14 protein-coding genes are annotated in these 13,815 nt (G+C 57.6%); 8 read left to right on the top strand and 6 right to left on the bottom strand.

Annotated elements, in window-relative coordinates:
* Positions 1-134: 134 nt before the first annotated feature.
* From F6V25_RS12405 to F6V25_RS12390, 4 genes are read right to left on the bottom strand one after another with little or no spacing between them, the layout of a single operon-like run.
* Positions 135-1,019 carry an ATP-binding protein gene (locus F6V25_RS12405; RefSeq protein WP_151128867.1) on the bottom strand — a complete coding sequence of 295 codons (885 nt, stop codon included), beginning with the start codon at positions 1,017-1,019 and terminating at the stop codon, positions 135-137.
* 10 nt (positions 1,020-1,029) lie between these two features.
* The gene (locus F6V25_RS12400) at positions 1,030-1,431 is read right to left on the bottom strand and encodes a hypothetical protein (protein WP_151128866.1); all 402 of its coding nucleotides are present in this window, start codon (positions 1,429-1,431) and stop codon (positions 1,030-1,032) included.
* A 30-nt stretch (positions 1,432-1,461) separates the two neighbouring features.
* Positions 1,462-1,965, bottom strand: a complete 504-nt coding sequence (locus tag F6V25_RS12395; RefSeq protein WP_151128865.1) for a hypothetical protein — start codon at positions 1,963-1,965, stop codon at positions 1,462-1,464.
* 19 nt (positions 1,966-1,984) lie between these two features.
* Positions 1,985-3,082: an aminopeptidase gene (locus tag F6V25_RS12390; RefSeq protein ID WP_151128864.1), complete on the bottom strand. Its 1,098-nt coding sequence runs from the start codon at positions 3,080-3,082 to the stop codon at positions 1,985-1,987.
* 105 nt (positions 3,083-3,187) lie between these two features.
* Here F6V25_RS12390 and dut point away from each other — a divergent pair, with 105 nt between their 5' ends.
* On the top strand, positions 3,188-3,652 hold the full coding sequence (gene dut / locus F6V25_RS12385; RefSeq protein WP_151128863.1) for a dUTP diphosphatase: 465 nt from the start codon (positions 3,188-3,190) through the stop codon (positions 3,650-3,652).
* Positions 3,653-3,662: 10 nt separating this feature from the next.
* On the opposite strand, the gene F6V25_RS12380 is transcribed toward dut, so the two are convergent.
* The gene (locus F6V25_RS12380) at positions 3,663-4,925 is read right to left on the bottom strand and encodes a M16 family metallopeptidase (protein WP_151128862.1); all 1,263 of its coding nucleotides are present in this window, start codon (positions 4,923-4,925) and stop codon (positions 3,663-3,665) included.
* A gap of 131 nt (positions 4,926-5,056) precedes the next feature.
* Between F6V25_RS12380 and rfbC the strand changes: the two genes are divergently transcribed.
* The 4 genes from rfbC to F6V25_RS12360 are packed head-to-tail and all read left to right on the top strand — an operon-like array spanning position 5,057 to position 8,429.
* A complete protein-coding gene (gene rfbC, locus F6V25_RS12375; protein WP_151128861.1) occupies positions 5,057-5,602 on the top strand; it encodes a dTDP-4-dehydrorhamnose 3,5-epimerase in 546 nt (181 codons plus the stop codon).
* Complete coding sequence (locus tag F6V25_RS12370) at positions 5,599-6,873, top strand: MFS transporter (protein ID WP_151128860.1); 1,275 nt, start codon at positions 5,599-5,601, stop codon at positions 6,871-6,873. The genes rfbC and F6V25_RS12370 overlap by 4 nt, the downstream gene beginning before the upstream one ends.
* Positions 6,874-6,912: 39 nt before the next feature.
* Positions 6,913-7,602 (top strand): GMP/IMP nucleotidase, encoded by a 690-nt coding sequence (gene yrfG, locus F6V25_RS12365; protein ID WP_151128859.1) that lies wholly within the window; start codon positions 6,913-6,915, stop codon positions 7,600-7,602.
* Positions 7,603-7,607: 5 nt separating this feature from the next.
* Positions 7,608-8,429 carry a DUF3047 domain-containing protein gene (locus F6V25_RS12360; protein WP_218043550.1) on the top strand — a complete coding sequence of 274 codons (822 nt, stop codon included), beginning with the start codon at positions 7,608-7,610 and terminating at the stop codon, positions 8,427-8,429.
* Positions 8,430-8,435: 6 nt separating this feature from the next.
* Here the strand turns inward: F6V25_RS12360 and F6V25_RS12355 are convergent, their stop codons facing one another.
* On the bottom strand, positions 8,436-8,777 hold the full coding sequence (locus F6V25_RS12355; protein ID WP_151128858.1) for a YtxH domain-containing protein: 342 nt from the start codon (positions 8,775-8,777) through the stop codon (positions 8,436-8,438).
* 180 nt (positions 8,778-8,957) lie between these two features.
* On the opposite strand from F6V25_RS12355, the gene F6V25_RS12350 reads away from it, so the two are divergent.
* From F6V25_RS12350 to F6V25_RS12340, 3 genes are all read left to right on the top strand, one after another.
* Complete coding sequence (locus F6V25_RS12350) at positions 8,958-10,061, top strand: NAD(P)-binding domain-containing protein (RefSeq protein ID WP_151128857.1); 1,104 nt, start codon at positions 8,958-8,960, stop codon at positions 10,059-10,061.
* A 155-nt stretch (positions 10,062-10,216) separates the two neighbouring features.
* On the top strand, positions 10,217-12,154 hold the full coding sequence (gene htpG, locus F6V25_RS12345) for a molecular chaperone HtpG (RefSeq protein WP_151128856.1): 1,938 nt from the start codon (positions 10,217-10,219) through the stop codon (positions 12,152-12,154).
* 209 nt (positions 12,155-12,363) lie between these two features.
* Positions 12,364-13,800, top strand: a complete 1,437-nt coding sequence (locus F6V25_RS12340) for a DUF342 domain-containing protein (RefSeq protein WP_151128855.1) — start codon at positions 12,364-12,366, stop codon at positions 13,798-13,800.
* Positions 13,801-13,815 lie beyond the last annotated feature (15 nt).

The raw sequence follows: 13,815 nt of genomic DNA, 5'->3' as shown, positions 1-13,815 counted from the left end.
TGCGTTTCAGGCGGACGGACATATATCCAAATTCGTGTCCACGAGGTCTGCTTGATTCAACAAATACACCATAATATCGTTTAAAGCTACTACTTTCCGTGACTTGAACCTGCCCGGAACATCACGCGACCCGGTCAAAGGGAAGACTTTTTCCGCCTGCCGTTCTTTGTCAGCCCCAGACGCCCTTCCAGGTCATCCACAAACTGGCGGGCCGAACGTCCGCTGCGGCGCGCGGAATACAACGACCACTTCACCGCCAAGGCGCACAGTTCCTCGTCTTCCATTCTAAGCCCCCGATGGGCGGCATAATAACGGACCACGTCCAGGTACTCATCCTGGTCAAGGCTGTAAAACCCGAACGACAGACCAAAACGATCGGCTAACGCCAGTTTTTCCCCCACAGCCTCTTCGGGATGTATCTCCAGGTCGCCCGTGTTGTCCTCCATCCGCTCCGGCATGAGGTGACGACGGTTCGAGGTGGCGTAGATCAGCACATTGCCGGGTCGCTCCTCGATATCCCCGTCCAGCAGGGTCTTGAGGGCACGGAAATCCCCCTCGCCTTCATCAAAGGACAGGTCGTCGCAGAACAGGAGAAAGCGGTACGGCGCATCCCGCAGCAGGGAGGTTATGTGGGGCAAGGACATGATATCCCAGCGCTTCAGTTCCACGATCCGCAATCCCCGCGAGGCGAACGGTTTCAGGAGCCCCTTGACCAGGGACGATTTTCCACATCCCCGCTCGCCCCACAGGAGCACATTATTGGCCGGCAGCCCCTCGACGAACTGGGTGGTGTTGCGCACCACCTCTTCCTTGATATCGTCAATGCCCACCAATTCGTTCAGCTCAAAGAGATGGGGATTCATTACCGGCGCCAGCCGGCCCCGCTCGCCGGTCCGTTCCCAGCGAAACGCCAGGTAATGTTCGCAATCAGGGGGGGCAGCGGCAGCGGGCATCATCCCTTCGATGAGCCGATCGACTCTTTCCAGCAATGCTTCAAATCTATCCGTGGTATCGTTCATTGGTCCTATTTTAACAGCCGCAACCGCAGTTGTGGCATACCTTTCTGAATTCATTTGACGGTGCAACCGTTTCCGGGGCAAAGGCGATCCGTCGCACCGCTGCCTCGATATCCTCCATAATGTCCAGATGTTCGCTCTTGCCGATGATGTGTCCGACGCACAGGTTGCTATGGCCGTCAACGGGGGAGGAAATCCTGACACAGTTCAACAGATCGGCATAGCTGTTGATGGTGATGGTAGCATCACGGTTGTGCACGATGGTGAGCGCAACACCCAGCTTTTTCATCTCCCGCGACAGTTTCTCGCAAAACCGCCGAAAAGGCTCTGCCTCGAAGTCGAAATACCAGTCTTTCCTCGCGTGTTCCTGGGCCAGGATCGTTATGGTTATTCCTTTCAAACGTCTGCCTGCCATGGTCCCTTGTTTCCTTTTACGTTTAAAATATCAGCCCCGCAGGGGGCACTCCGCCTCCCAGGCGAAATAGCCATCGTCGACAATGGCAAGGAAGCTCTCGATTCGCTGGCGATAGTAGTCGGTCTGGGCCGCCTCTGCCTCAAGAAAATCAAGCTCCTCCCGGGAGATCAGGTGCTGCCCGTGCAGGTAGCGATACAATTCGCGGACACCGGCCAGGTGCCGCTCCAGGATGCGCATCTCCGGATCGAGCGTGTGGGTGATGAACCATGTCGCCGCAAAGCGCCTCACGATGCCCGGTTGCGGCCGGGACACGTTCTGGCGGGCAAAATCCACCACGTAGTCCCGCAGATAGAGATCGGCGCTGAAGGCCAACTCCGATGCCTGCTCCGGCGTCATGCCCCTGCCGACCAGATAGAGGTAAAAGCGCTTGAGCAATTCCTGGCAACACCCATCCACCCGGAGTTCATCGTCGAACGACGCGCTCTCGAAATCATCATGTTCAAATTCGATCTCGGGTTGTTTCTCTTCACTCATACGAATCATTCCACCCCTGTCACGGATTCAGTTCCAACAGCTCCTTATGGACAAACACGCCCTTCTTCTGGATCAGGACGCCATCGAACCAGATTTCGCCATCGGCAAGGATTCTGACCAGGTCCCAATGCACGGCGGAGCGGTTGCCGTTGTCGCACTCATCGTAGGCCTGCCCCGGCGTGAAATGGATCGAGCCGAAGATCTTCTCGTCAAAGAGGATATTGCGCATGGGGCGACGGATGCCGGGATTGATTCCCAGGGAAAATTCGCCGATATAGCGGGCCCCCTCATCCGTATCCAGAATTTTGTTGAGCGCCCCGCTCATGTCGCCGTCGGCACTGGCCTTGACGATCCTGCCGTCCTTGAACTCGAAGCGCACGCCGTTGAATTCCTTGCCCTGATAGATGCTGGGGCAGTTGTAGGTGATATGCCCTTGGACCGAATCCCTGACCGGTGCGGTGAACACCTCGCCGTCCGGCATATTGAGACGTCCGTCGCATTTGATCCCCGGCAGGCCGTCGATACTGAATGCCAGATCCGTATCCGGCGCAACGATGCGGACCTTTTTGGTTTTGTCGATCAGCTTCTTGAGTTTGGCCTGTTTTTTCGACTCGGCATGCCAATCGATGCAACAGGCCGAGAAGAGGTAATCCTCGTACTCATCCAAACTCATCTTGGCTTCCTGGGCCGCGGCATGGGTCGGGTAGCGGGTCACCACCCAGCGGGTATGTTTGACCCGTTGGTCCACCAGCGGCCTGGTGAGTTTCTGGTAGGCGACCATGGCCTGCTGACGGGCATTGGCCATGACCATGGAGTTGTCGCCGGCCGCGATGCCGATGTAGACGGTCAAGGTCTTGAAAAAATCCAGTTTATGTTGAGGAAAATGCTCCAACTGCTGTTTGTTGGCCAGGTTGTAGAAATTGCGGTCGATTTCGGGGACGGAAAAGGCATATTCCACATACGCGGCGCCCCGTTTAAGGCAGAGGGCGTGGAGTTCCTTGACCAGGGGAAGGGCCTCGAGCCCTGCGGCGTTGATCAGCACCACGTCGCCCTTCTTCACCCGCGTCGAATAGTCTACCAATATCTCTGCAAACTGAGTAATTCTGGCATCTTTCATCAGACACAACCCCTTTTTACCAGCAGATTTTGGTTGCGCTTGATAGCCCCTCTTGGTTATGGTAACGACCAAACGCAGTCATTCTGAATTGCCGGGAAAGCTATCATGAACAGACACAAAATTGAAACCAAAATCATGAGTCCGCTGATGGGCTCGCGCATCCCTCTTCCCACCTATGCCACCGGCGGTTCGGCGGCCATGGACATGCGGGCCTGCCTGGACGCCCCCCTCACGGTGCAGCCCGGAGAGACCGTGTTGGTCCCCAGCGGCATAGCCATCAGCATCCATGACCCGAGCCTGGTAGCTCTTCTGGTACCGCGTTCAGGACTCGGCATCAAACACGGGATTGTGCTGGCCAATACTGTCGGGGTTATCGATTCGGACTACCAGGGAGAGATCGGCATCGGCATCCTGAACCGGGGCGCGACCGCCTATACCGTGGAGCCGGGCGAACGCATCTGCCAGATGCTGTTTGTGCCGGTGGTCCAAGCAGAATTGAGTATCGTCGAGGGGTTCAGCCAAGACAGTTCACGTGGTGCAGGAGGTTTTGGCCATACCGGCAGGGATTAACCGCAGCACATCAAAAAACCAGGCGATCCCCGGTTACGTCAAGGCCGGCGACCTTGCCCATTACTTCCAGATTCAGTTTACTGCCGTCGAAAAGCTCGCTCGCCAGCGTCATGATATCGTCGGCGCCAACGGCGTCAAAACCGGCCAGAACCTCTTCAACCGGCTGATAACGCTGCAGGTAGATCTCGTTTCTGGCCAGGCGGGTCATCAAGCTGTCGGTACTCTCCAGGGACATGAGAATCTTCCCCTTGAGCTGCTCCCGGGCGGAATCAAGTTCGTCCGCTGGAACCGCTTCGCGCTTCAGACGCCCCATCTCCCGCAGGGCGATGTCGATCACCTCCCGGCAGTGCTTCTGTTCCGTTCCGGCGTACACCACCAGAGAGCCCGAGTCGGCGTGGGCAATGACATAGGAATAGACCGAGTAGGCCAAACCTTTTTTCTCGCGCACCTCTTCAAAGAGACGCGAACTCATGCCGCCCCCCAAAATGGTGTTGAGCAGAAACAGGGCATAGCGATCGGGATGATTCTGGGGCAGTGCCCGCGTTCCCAGGCAGATCAGGGACTGTTCCAGGTCCCGCTCGATCAGGTTGATGCCCCTGCCGGGAGGACTGACCGCTCCGGCGGTGGCAGCCGGCACCCCGTGTGACGAAATCCCCGAGAAAGCCGCCTCCATGAGAGTGACCAGCTCAGCGTGGTTCACGTTGCCGGCGGCCGAGATGATGATATCCTCAGGGCGGTAATGGTCCTGTTTGTACGTGACGATGTCATTGCGGGAGAGCCGGCTGATCGTTTCTTCCGAGCCAAGCACCGACAGTCCCAGGGGATGCCCTTTCCAGAAGCTCTGGTGAAAACGGTCGTGGATGCACTCTTCCGGCGCGTCATCCCGCATCTTGATTTCCTGGAGGATCACCTTCCGCTCACGCTCGATCTCATCCGCCGGAAAATTAGAATGGAGAAAGATGTCGGTCAGGAGATCCGTCACCCTGGGGAGGAATGAAGCCAGCACCTTGGCGTAGTAGCAGACGTATTCGTGGCCGGTGAAGGCATTGAGGATGCCTCCCATGGAATCGATCTCGTGGGATATCTGGCGTGCGGTGCGCCGTTTTGTCCCCTTGAAGAGGAGATGTTCGATGAAGTGGGCGATGCCGTTATTGTCCGTGGATTCGTGGCGCGTGCCGTTGGCAACCCAGATGCCGATGGAAACGGTATGCATATGTTCGGCACGCTGACTGATGAGTCTGACGCCATTGGGTAAAAGAGTAGAATTTATCATGCCCCCATCATACCGCGCTTTTCAGAAAAATCCACCCTGTTTAGGAGCCCGCTCTGCAAAAAGTATCTCTTGCGGCATACCCCCTGAATTTGCTAGAACAGGTTCACCATCCTATTTCCTGCGGAGCAACCATGAACATTATTCCCACCACCATTCCCGACGTCATCATCCTCGAACCCAAGGTTTTCGGCGATGAACGCGGTTTTTTCTTCGAGAGTTTCAACGAACGGGTCTGGCGCCAATTGACCGGGCTTGACACCACCTTTGTCCAGCACAACCACTCCCGTTCGACCGGCGGGGTCCTGCGCGGACTGCACTATCAGATCCAGCACCCCCAGGGAAAGCTGGTACGGGTCATCGTCGGCGAGGTTTTCGACGTGGCGGTGGACATCCGCTGCAGTTCGCCCACGTTCGGCGCCTGGTTCGGAACGCACCTCACCGCCGAAAACAAGCGGCAGATGTGGGTGCCCCCCGGATTCGCCCACGGCTTCTGCGTCACCTCGGAACATGCCGAATTCCTGTACCTGACCACCGATTACTGGGCGCCGGAGCACGAACGCTGCATCGCCTGGAATGACCCCGACCTGGCGATCGAGTGGCCGCTTGCCGCGGAACCGACCATCTCCGCCAAGGACCGCGAGGGAAAACGATTCAAGGAAGCAGACCTGTTTCCATGACCAAAGCCTCCCCCGGCACCGGCCAAGAACGGGAGGCTACCCGCTGGCTCTTGCTGCTCTGCCTGTGCCAGCTCTTCATCATGCTGGTGTTTATCAACTACTCGGCCATTCTGCCCACCCTGCGGCAGGAATGGAACATGAGCAACACCCGGGCGGGCATGATCTTCTCGGTCTACCAGCTGGGCTACATCGCCTCGGGGGTCATCCTCTCGACCCTGACCGATCGCATGAACACCAGACTGATCTTCATCGGCGCCGCCCTCTGGTCAGCCGCCGCCAACCTGCTGTTTGCCCTGTACGCCCACGATTTCACCAGCGGCCTGATCCTGCGTGCCTTGACCGGCATCGGCATGGGGGGTACCTACATGCCGGGGCTCAAGCTGGTCGCGGAGCGGTTTGCCCCGGCCAGACGCGGCCGGGCCATCGGTATCTACGTCGGTTCGCTGATGCTGGGCTCCTCACTCTCCCTGGCAGTCACCGGATGGCTGAGCGGACTCTATGGCTGGCGTGTCGCCTTTATCTGTTGTTCTGCCGGGGTATTCGCCGGGGCGCTTCTTTCCATTCCGCTCTTCCGCGGTTACCGCCCCGCCCCCAGGGTGCACAGTGCCAGCGGCTACACCGCGGAGGTGGCCAGGAACCGGCCGGCCCTCCTGATGATCTTAGGCTACGGCTCCCACATGTGGGAGATGTACGGCATGCGGAGTTGGCTGGCGCCATTCTTCACGGCCGCCCTGGTCGGCTGGGGCTACGGCCAGGGGCAGGCCACCGGTCTCGCGTCAACCATTGCCGCGCTGCTGGTCGGCATCGGTGCGTTTTCAACCGCCGTGACCGGCACCCTTTCCGACCGTTTCGGCCGCACGGCCACCATCGCCATGGTCATGTTCTCCAGTGGCCTGCTCTCATTTTCCTTTGGCTGGCTGATCAACACCAACATATGGTTGACCTTGACCATCGGTCTGCTGTACGGTTATCTGGTAGTGGCGGAATCGCCCGTTTTCTCCACCGGGCTGACGGAACTGGTCGCTCCCGGCTATCTGGGGGCAGCCATGGGGCTCCAATCCCTGGTCGGCTATTCCCTGGCCACGATCTCGCCGACGGTCTTCGGCTGGGCTCTGGATACCTTCCGGAGTTGGCAGCCGCTCCCCGGCATCAACGGCGCCTGGGGCCTGGCATTCGCCAGCCTGGGAATCGGCGGGTTGGCCGGGCCGGTCTTCATGTGGTGGCTCCGCCGCTCTCCCGAAAGCCTGAAAATGGCCAACGGCAGACGCTGAACAACTGAAACCCTTTAAACCGCTCCTCACTTTTCTGCCATGATCATTGATTGGAACACCATCGACACCGTCCTTCTGGACATGGACGGCACCCTGCTGGACAGGCACTTCGACGACCACTTCTGGCTGGAACACGTCCCCAAACGGTGGGCCGCCCGCAACGGTACGACGGAGGAGTACGCCCGAAAGCACCTGCACGCCCTGTTCAAATCCCAGGAGCAGACCCTCAACTGGACCGATCTGGACTACTGGTCCGAGCAACTGAAACTGGACATCCCCCAGCTTAAACAGGAGGTGGAGCACCTGATCGCCGTTCACCCCTACGTGGTGGAATTCCTGCTGTTTTTGCGGCAAAACCGCAAGAATGTCTGGCTGGTGACCAATGCCCATTCCAAGACCCTGGACCTGAAGATGAAAACCACCCGCATCGGGACATACTTCGACGGCATCATCTCGGCGCACGAGGTCGGTCTACCCAAGGAGGACGAACGCTTCTGGGGGACGCTCCAGAGGTTCGTCAGCTATGATCCCGCCCGGACCATGCTGGGGGAAGACAGCGAAACCAACCTTGCCACGGCACAGCGATACGGCATCGGGTATCCGGTGTACATCAGCCGTTTCAGTTCCACGATTCAACCGAAGCCTTCGCCCGTCTTCGCCTCCATCGAGTACTTCAGTGCCCTGATACCCGACGACGGTGAAAAAACCATAACCATTTCTAAAGGCTAAACGACATGCAACCTTACCGGACGCTCTACATCGCTGTTATTTTTGTTTTTCTGACCGTTTTCCCCGCCTTGGCAGCCGAACCCGAATTGCGCATCGGCAAGTTCAGTTCGGCGGAACTCGCGGGATGGAAGGAACAGACCGTTTTCGGCTCGAAAAAATCGGCCTACACCTTTGTTCAAGACAATGGGAAGAGCGTTTTGATGGGAAAAAGCCATGATTCGGCTTCGGGATTGCTCCACAAGATCGATATCGATCCCAAGGCATATCCGATCATCAAGTGGTCATGGAAGATCGACCATACGATCAAGAAGGGCAACGAGCGGACCAAAGACGGGCACGACTTTGCCGCCCGCCTCTACGTGGTGTTTCCCCGAGGATTTTTCTCCAAGACCAGGGCCATCGAGTATGTGTGGGGCAACGTCCTGCGCAAAGGTGAGAGCATCCGCAACCCCTACTCGAAGAACGTGGTCATGATTGCCATGGATGGGGGCGATGAGCTGGCCGGGCGCTGGACCTCCCACCGGCGGAATTTTGCCGAAGACTATCGCGCCGCCTTCGGCGAGGAGGCACCCAAGGTCGGTGCCATCGCCATCATGACCGACAGCGACAACACCCATGAGTCCGCAACCGGCTACTACGGCGATATAACCGTACTCCCGGCGCCACGGGAGGAGGAGCAGAAGCCGAAGGAACCGAAGCACAAGGAACAGCCAGCCAAAGAGCAACCGGCAAAGCCGAAGGAGCCGTTGCCGAAGGAACAGACCAACGGCAACGGCTCTCATCCGGCGCCTCCGGCGGTACTCCCGCCCGCCCAAAACCAGCAATAGGCGTTGCTACATCCGGCTCAGCCTGGTCCGAAACTTTTCAAGGCGTGATGCGCCCTCTTCGATCAAACGCATCAAGTCCTTGCGGGCACCACTCGCCACATCCTTGCCTTTTTCAACCAGTTCATCGGTCTTGTCACCGATGGTTTCCACCAGGTCGTTGATATTGGTTGTAATATCCTCAACCGCTTCATCGGCTCGGGTCTTGGCACGCTTGGCATAGCGCGTGATATCTCGCCGCGTGCGTTGACCGGACTGGGGCGCCCACAGCAGCGCAAGCCCTGCCCCCACGATGCCACCCGCCACCATCAGCAATGCTGCCGCAGCAACCTTTTTATCACAGTCCTCCATGATCGGCCTCCTTTGTACTGGTCTCTGTTGTTATTTATTGTACCCCACCGAGAAGAAAAATCTACTGTTCGCCCGCCCTTTCTCTCTACGTACAATTTTTCCCTAATGCCTTTATCTTAGCCGGAAGTCATGTTATAAAAAATCGCATATATAATCATTATCTCAAGACAGGGGATACGCATGAGCTCATTGTACGATGTACTCATCATAGGGGGCGGCCCGGCCGGCCTGGCCACCGCCTACCTGTGCCACAAGCATGGCCTCTCCTACCTGGTACTTGAATCGGGTAAAGCGGTCTTCCAGGGAATCGCCAATACCTATCCCGAGGGCAAGCATGTGTACGCCTCCAAACCCAAGGACGCGCCGGAACCGTTCCTGGTGGACGAACTGCGGCCGCCCGACAAGCCGGTCACGGTGGAGAGCTACATCCAGTATGTGCAGCATTTTGTGCAGCACGAGAAGATCAATGTGCAAACCGAGGTTGCCCTGGAGGATATTCGTGAAGAGCGGGACGTGCTCTCCGTGATAACCGACAAGCGCGTGTTTCGCGGACGCAAGGTCGTGCTTGCCTTCGGAAGCAGCATCCCCCGTGAACTGTCGGTATACGGCGATGCCAAGATGGTGGCCAAGAACCTGGAGGATGCCGGTAAATACGTCGGTGTCAAGACACTGGTCATCGGCGGCGGCAACACCGCGGCCGATGTGGTCATCGCCATACTCAAGGCCAAGCGGGAGGTGAACGACAACCAGCCGGTCTACTGGTCCCACACGTCGGGAAAGTTCGACGTCAACAAGGAGACGGCCCAGCGTTTGGGCGAAGAGATCCTGCTGGGGGGCAATATCCGTCTGTATCCCGGCGCCACACCGCGCATCGGCGAGGTGGATAAGGAGGGGGTTGACCGTCTGGTCATCCGCATCAACGAATTCAAACAGGCGGACGGGATCGACCTGTACCACGCCCTGAGTTTTCCCATGGAGAACGTGATCGCCTGTATCGGTTCCCAAGGACCGATGCCGGTCTTCGACAAGCTCGGCATCCAGATGATCACCTGCTCGGCAGGGGTCTGCAAGATCGCCAAGGAAGGGGATCGCCTGGCGCTTTTGACCTCTGAATTCGAATCCACCCGCAAAGGGGTCTATGTCATCGGCGGCGCCATCTCCCCTTCCTACATGAAGATCAAAGAAGGGTCCATTGCCGAGGAGCGACATCCCAACCTGATCTACACCGCCATCAACGACGCCTACCACGTTGTGGAGGCCATCAGAAAGAAAGCCGGGAATTAGCGAGCGGGCCGCGTGTGGCGTGCCGGAACTCATTCCAGTGCATGGCACGTCACACGCGGCTCCCATTTCAAACCAGTGCCCCCCTTGAAAATTTTTCCTGCGATGATTATGTTGGCTCCATATCAATTCCACCCCACAAAGGAGAGTGCATAAGCATGTCCAAGACTACCAAACAGTTCCAGACCGAGGTACAGCAACTTCTCGATCTGGTCATCCATTCCCTCTACTCCAATCGCGATATTTTCTTGCGTGAACTGATCTCCAACGCATCCGACGCCATCGACAAGGTCCGTTTTGAGGCCCACTCCAACGAATCGGTGCTGGAAGGAAACAGCGACTGGAAGATCAAGCTCATTCCCAATAAAGATGCGGGCACCCTGACCATCCTCGACAACGGCATCGGCATGAACATAGCCGAGGTCGAGGAGAACATCGGCACGATTGCCCGTTCCGGCACCAAAGCCTTCATGCAGAGCCTCAAGGACAAGGTATCCAGCGACAACCCGGAACTGATCGGCCAGTTCGGCGTCGGCTTTTACGCATCATTCATGGTCGCCGACAAGGTTACGCTCTTCACGCGCGCGGCCGGTTCCATAGAAGCGGGATGCTGCTGGGAATCCGCCGGCGATGGCTCCTACAGCATTGAACCGTGCAGCCGGGAAAAACGCGGCACCGAGATTGTCCTGCACCTGAAGGAAGAGTTCAAAGAATACCTGGACGAGTGGAAGATCCGCTCCATCGTCAAAAAGTACTCGGATTACATTCAGTACCCCGTGGTGATGGACGTCACCCGTACCGAAGTGCCCAAGGGGGTGGACGGCAAGGAGATCGAGGGGGCCGGCACCATCGAGAAGACGGAAGAGGAAATCCTCAACTCCATGAAGGCCATCTGGGCGCGCTCCAAAAGCGATGTGACCGAAGAGGAATACAACGAGTTCTACAAGCACATCTCCCACGACTTCGAGAACCCCTTCCGCACTATCCACTTTTCGGCCGAAGGCACCAGTGAATTCAAGGCACTGGTGTACCTGCCGGCCCACAAACCGTTCGACATGTTCTTCGCCGACCGCAAAAAGGGGCTGCAGCTCTATGTCAAGCGGGTATTCATCACCGACAAGTGCGAAGAGCTGATCCCCGACTACCTGCGTTTCGTCAAGGGTGTGGTGGATTCCTCCGACCTGCCCCTGAACGTTTCTCGCGAGATACTTCAGGAGGATGTACAGATCAAGCGTATCCAGAAGAATCTGGTCGGCAAGGTTCTCTCCACCCTGGCCGAGGAAAAGGAAAAGAACTACGATTCCTATGTGACGTTCTGGAAGGAGTTCGGCCAGGTTCTCAAGGAAGGGGTCCACTTCGACTTTGCCAACAAGGAGAAACTCCAGGACCTGCTCTTGTTCGAAAGCACGCGGAGCGAGAACGGCTCGTTTGTGTCGTTGAAGGAGTACGTGGAGCGCATGCCCGAGGCACAGAAGGAGATCTATTTCATCACCGGCACTAGCCGTGAAGCCCTGGAGCAATCGCCCCACCTGGAGGTGTTCCGGTCAAAAGGTTTCGAGGTATTGTTCCTGACCGACCCGGTGGACGAATGGGTGGTCCAGGCGCTTACCGAATACGACGGCAAACAGCTCAAAGCGGTTGATCGCGGCGATATCAGCGTCGATAGCGAAGAGGAAAAGAAGGAGAAGGAAAAGAAACGCGAGGAGGCCCAGAAGGAATTTTCCGACCTGGTTTCTCTCATTACGGACCGGTTGAAGGACAAGGTCAAGGAGGTACGCTTCTCCAACCGCCTGACCGACAGCGCCTGTTGTCTGGTTGCCGACGAACATGGCATGAACGCCAACATGGAGCGCATCATGAAGTCGCTCAACCAGAGCGTGCCCGAATCGAAACGTATCCTGGAGTTGAACCCGGACCACGCCATCCTCAAGGTCATGGCCGAACTTCACACGGCAGACAAGGATGCCCCGGCCCTGGGCGACTATGCCGACCTGCTCTACGACCAGGCCCTCCTGACCGAGGGGTCGCCCATCAAGGACCCGCTGCGTTTTACGAAACTCGTCAGCGAACTGATGGTCAAAGCCGCCGCGAAATAACTGAGATAGCTCCCCCGGCCCTGCCGGGGGAGTCCTACCGCCCCTCCCCGCCCCCGTAACAAAAAGTTCAAATATCTCTACAAATGTGCCGGCATTATGCCGATATTGATTAAAGCACCACTGTCACTCGAACGGTCCCCAACACTATTTTGCCATGACGCTTATACGTCAAATAACCAGGGACCGATCCAACGAACGGAGCTATATTCATGATGAGCGACACATCTACAGGAGATGGAGCCAAGGAGAGCATCCCGGGCAAGGAATTCAAGAAGCTCGGCTACAGCCTGTTCATCGCCATTTCCAAGGACAAGCAGGAATGCCTTTGCAGCTATGTGCCGCGCCAGCAGGGGTCCATGATGACGCGGGACGACCTGAATGGCTACCTTGCCGCGGCCGGGGTGAAAGGGGTCTTTAACGAAAGCGTCCTCAACACCTTTGCGGTCAATGCCGCAGCCGGACAAGCGCAGCGCAACGTGGTGGTGGCAACCGGCATCCCGCCGGTCAACGGGATCGACGGCTGGCTTTCCTATACAGTACAACCGTCCGTTGCCGCCCAATCGGATGGCGACGATACCGCCGCCATCGACCTGCACCAGGTTCAGACCTTTATCAACGTCATGCCGGGCGACGAGATCGCCCACATTACGTCCCCTACACCCGGATCAGCCGGCAAAAGCGTGACCGGCGAGACCATCCCCCCCCTGCCCGGCAAACCCCTGGCCCTCAAAATAGGCAAAAATATCACCGTCGAGGACAATGGAGAGCGGCTTGTGGCCAGTGCCGCCGGCAGGGTATGCGTGGCCTCCGGTGAAATATCCGTTGAGGAAGAGTATGTGGTGTCCGGGGATGTCAACTTCAGGGTCGGCTCGATCGTCTTCAACGGCATCGTTGAAGTGCGCGGGGACGTGCTTGACGATTTCAGCATCAACGCCACCAAGGGGCTGCGCGTCACCGGCAATATCGGAAACTGCAGCATCCAGAGCGGTGGCGACATTTCCCTCTGCGGCATGGATGGTCAGGGAAAGGGAAGCATCGTGTGCGGCGGCAGCATCAAGGCGCAGTTCATCCACGACTGCATCGTCGAATGCGCCGGCGATATCATTGTGGAGGTGGAGTTGCACAACTGTATCGTCAGGACGTTGGGCAGGATCATCGTCAACAAGGGGGCGATTGCCGGAGGCTCATATACCGCACTGGGAGGTATTGAGGCCAAAAAGATCGGATCGATGGCCTCGGTCAGGACAAAGCTGACCGTGGGCGTCGATTATCACGATGCCGAAGAGCTCGAAAGGCTTATGGAGGAACTTGCCCTCAACCACAAGCAGAGCGGGGAGGCGGGAACGCTTCAGGAAATCGAGGAGTTGCGCCAGAAAAGGGCAGCCCTGACGGACCGGATCATGGAAATCCGCTCAAAGGTCGATGAACGGGCCAACCCGAAGGTCAATGTCAAAGGGACCCTCTACGACAACAGCCTGCTGGTGGTCGGAATGCAGAACGAAGAGGTCAAGGACCCCCACGACGGGCCCCTCAGCGCAACTGAAAACACGATTGACAGCGGACTGCGCTATCTTTCCCTGACTAGCCTGGATGTCAAGGCGGGCGACATCGAGAAGGCCTTTATTCTCGAGTATCAAAAAAGGTAGCCGCCCCAAACGGGG

Origin of the sequence: Oryzomonas japonica, from assembly GCF_008802365.1 — a bacterium.
Classification (GTDB): Bacteria; Desulfobacterota; Desulfuromonadia; order Geobacterales; family Pseudopelobacteraceae; genus Oryzomonas; species Oryzomonas japonica.
Note: the sequence above shows the minus strand (reverse complement) of the source record. Positions and strands in the feature narration are given on the sequence as shown.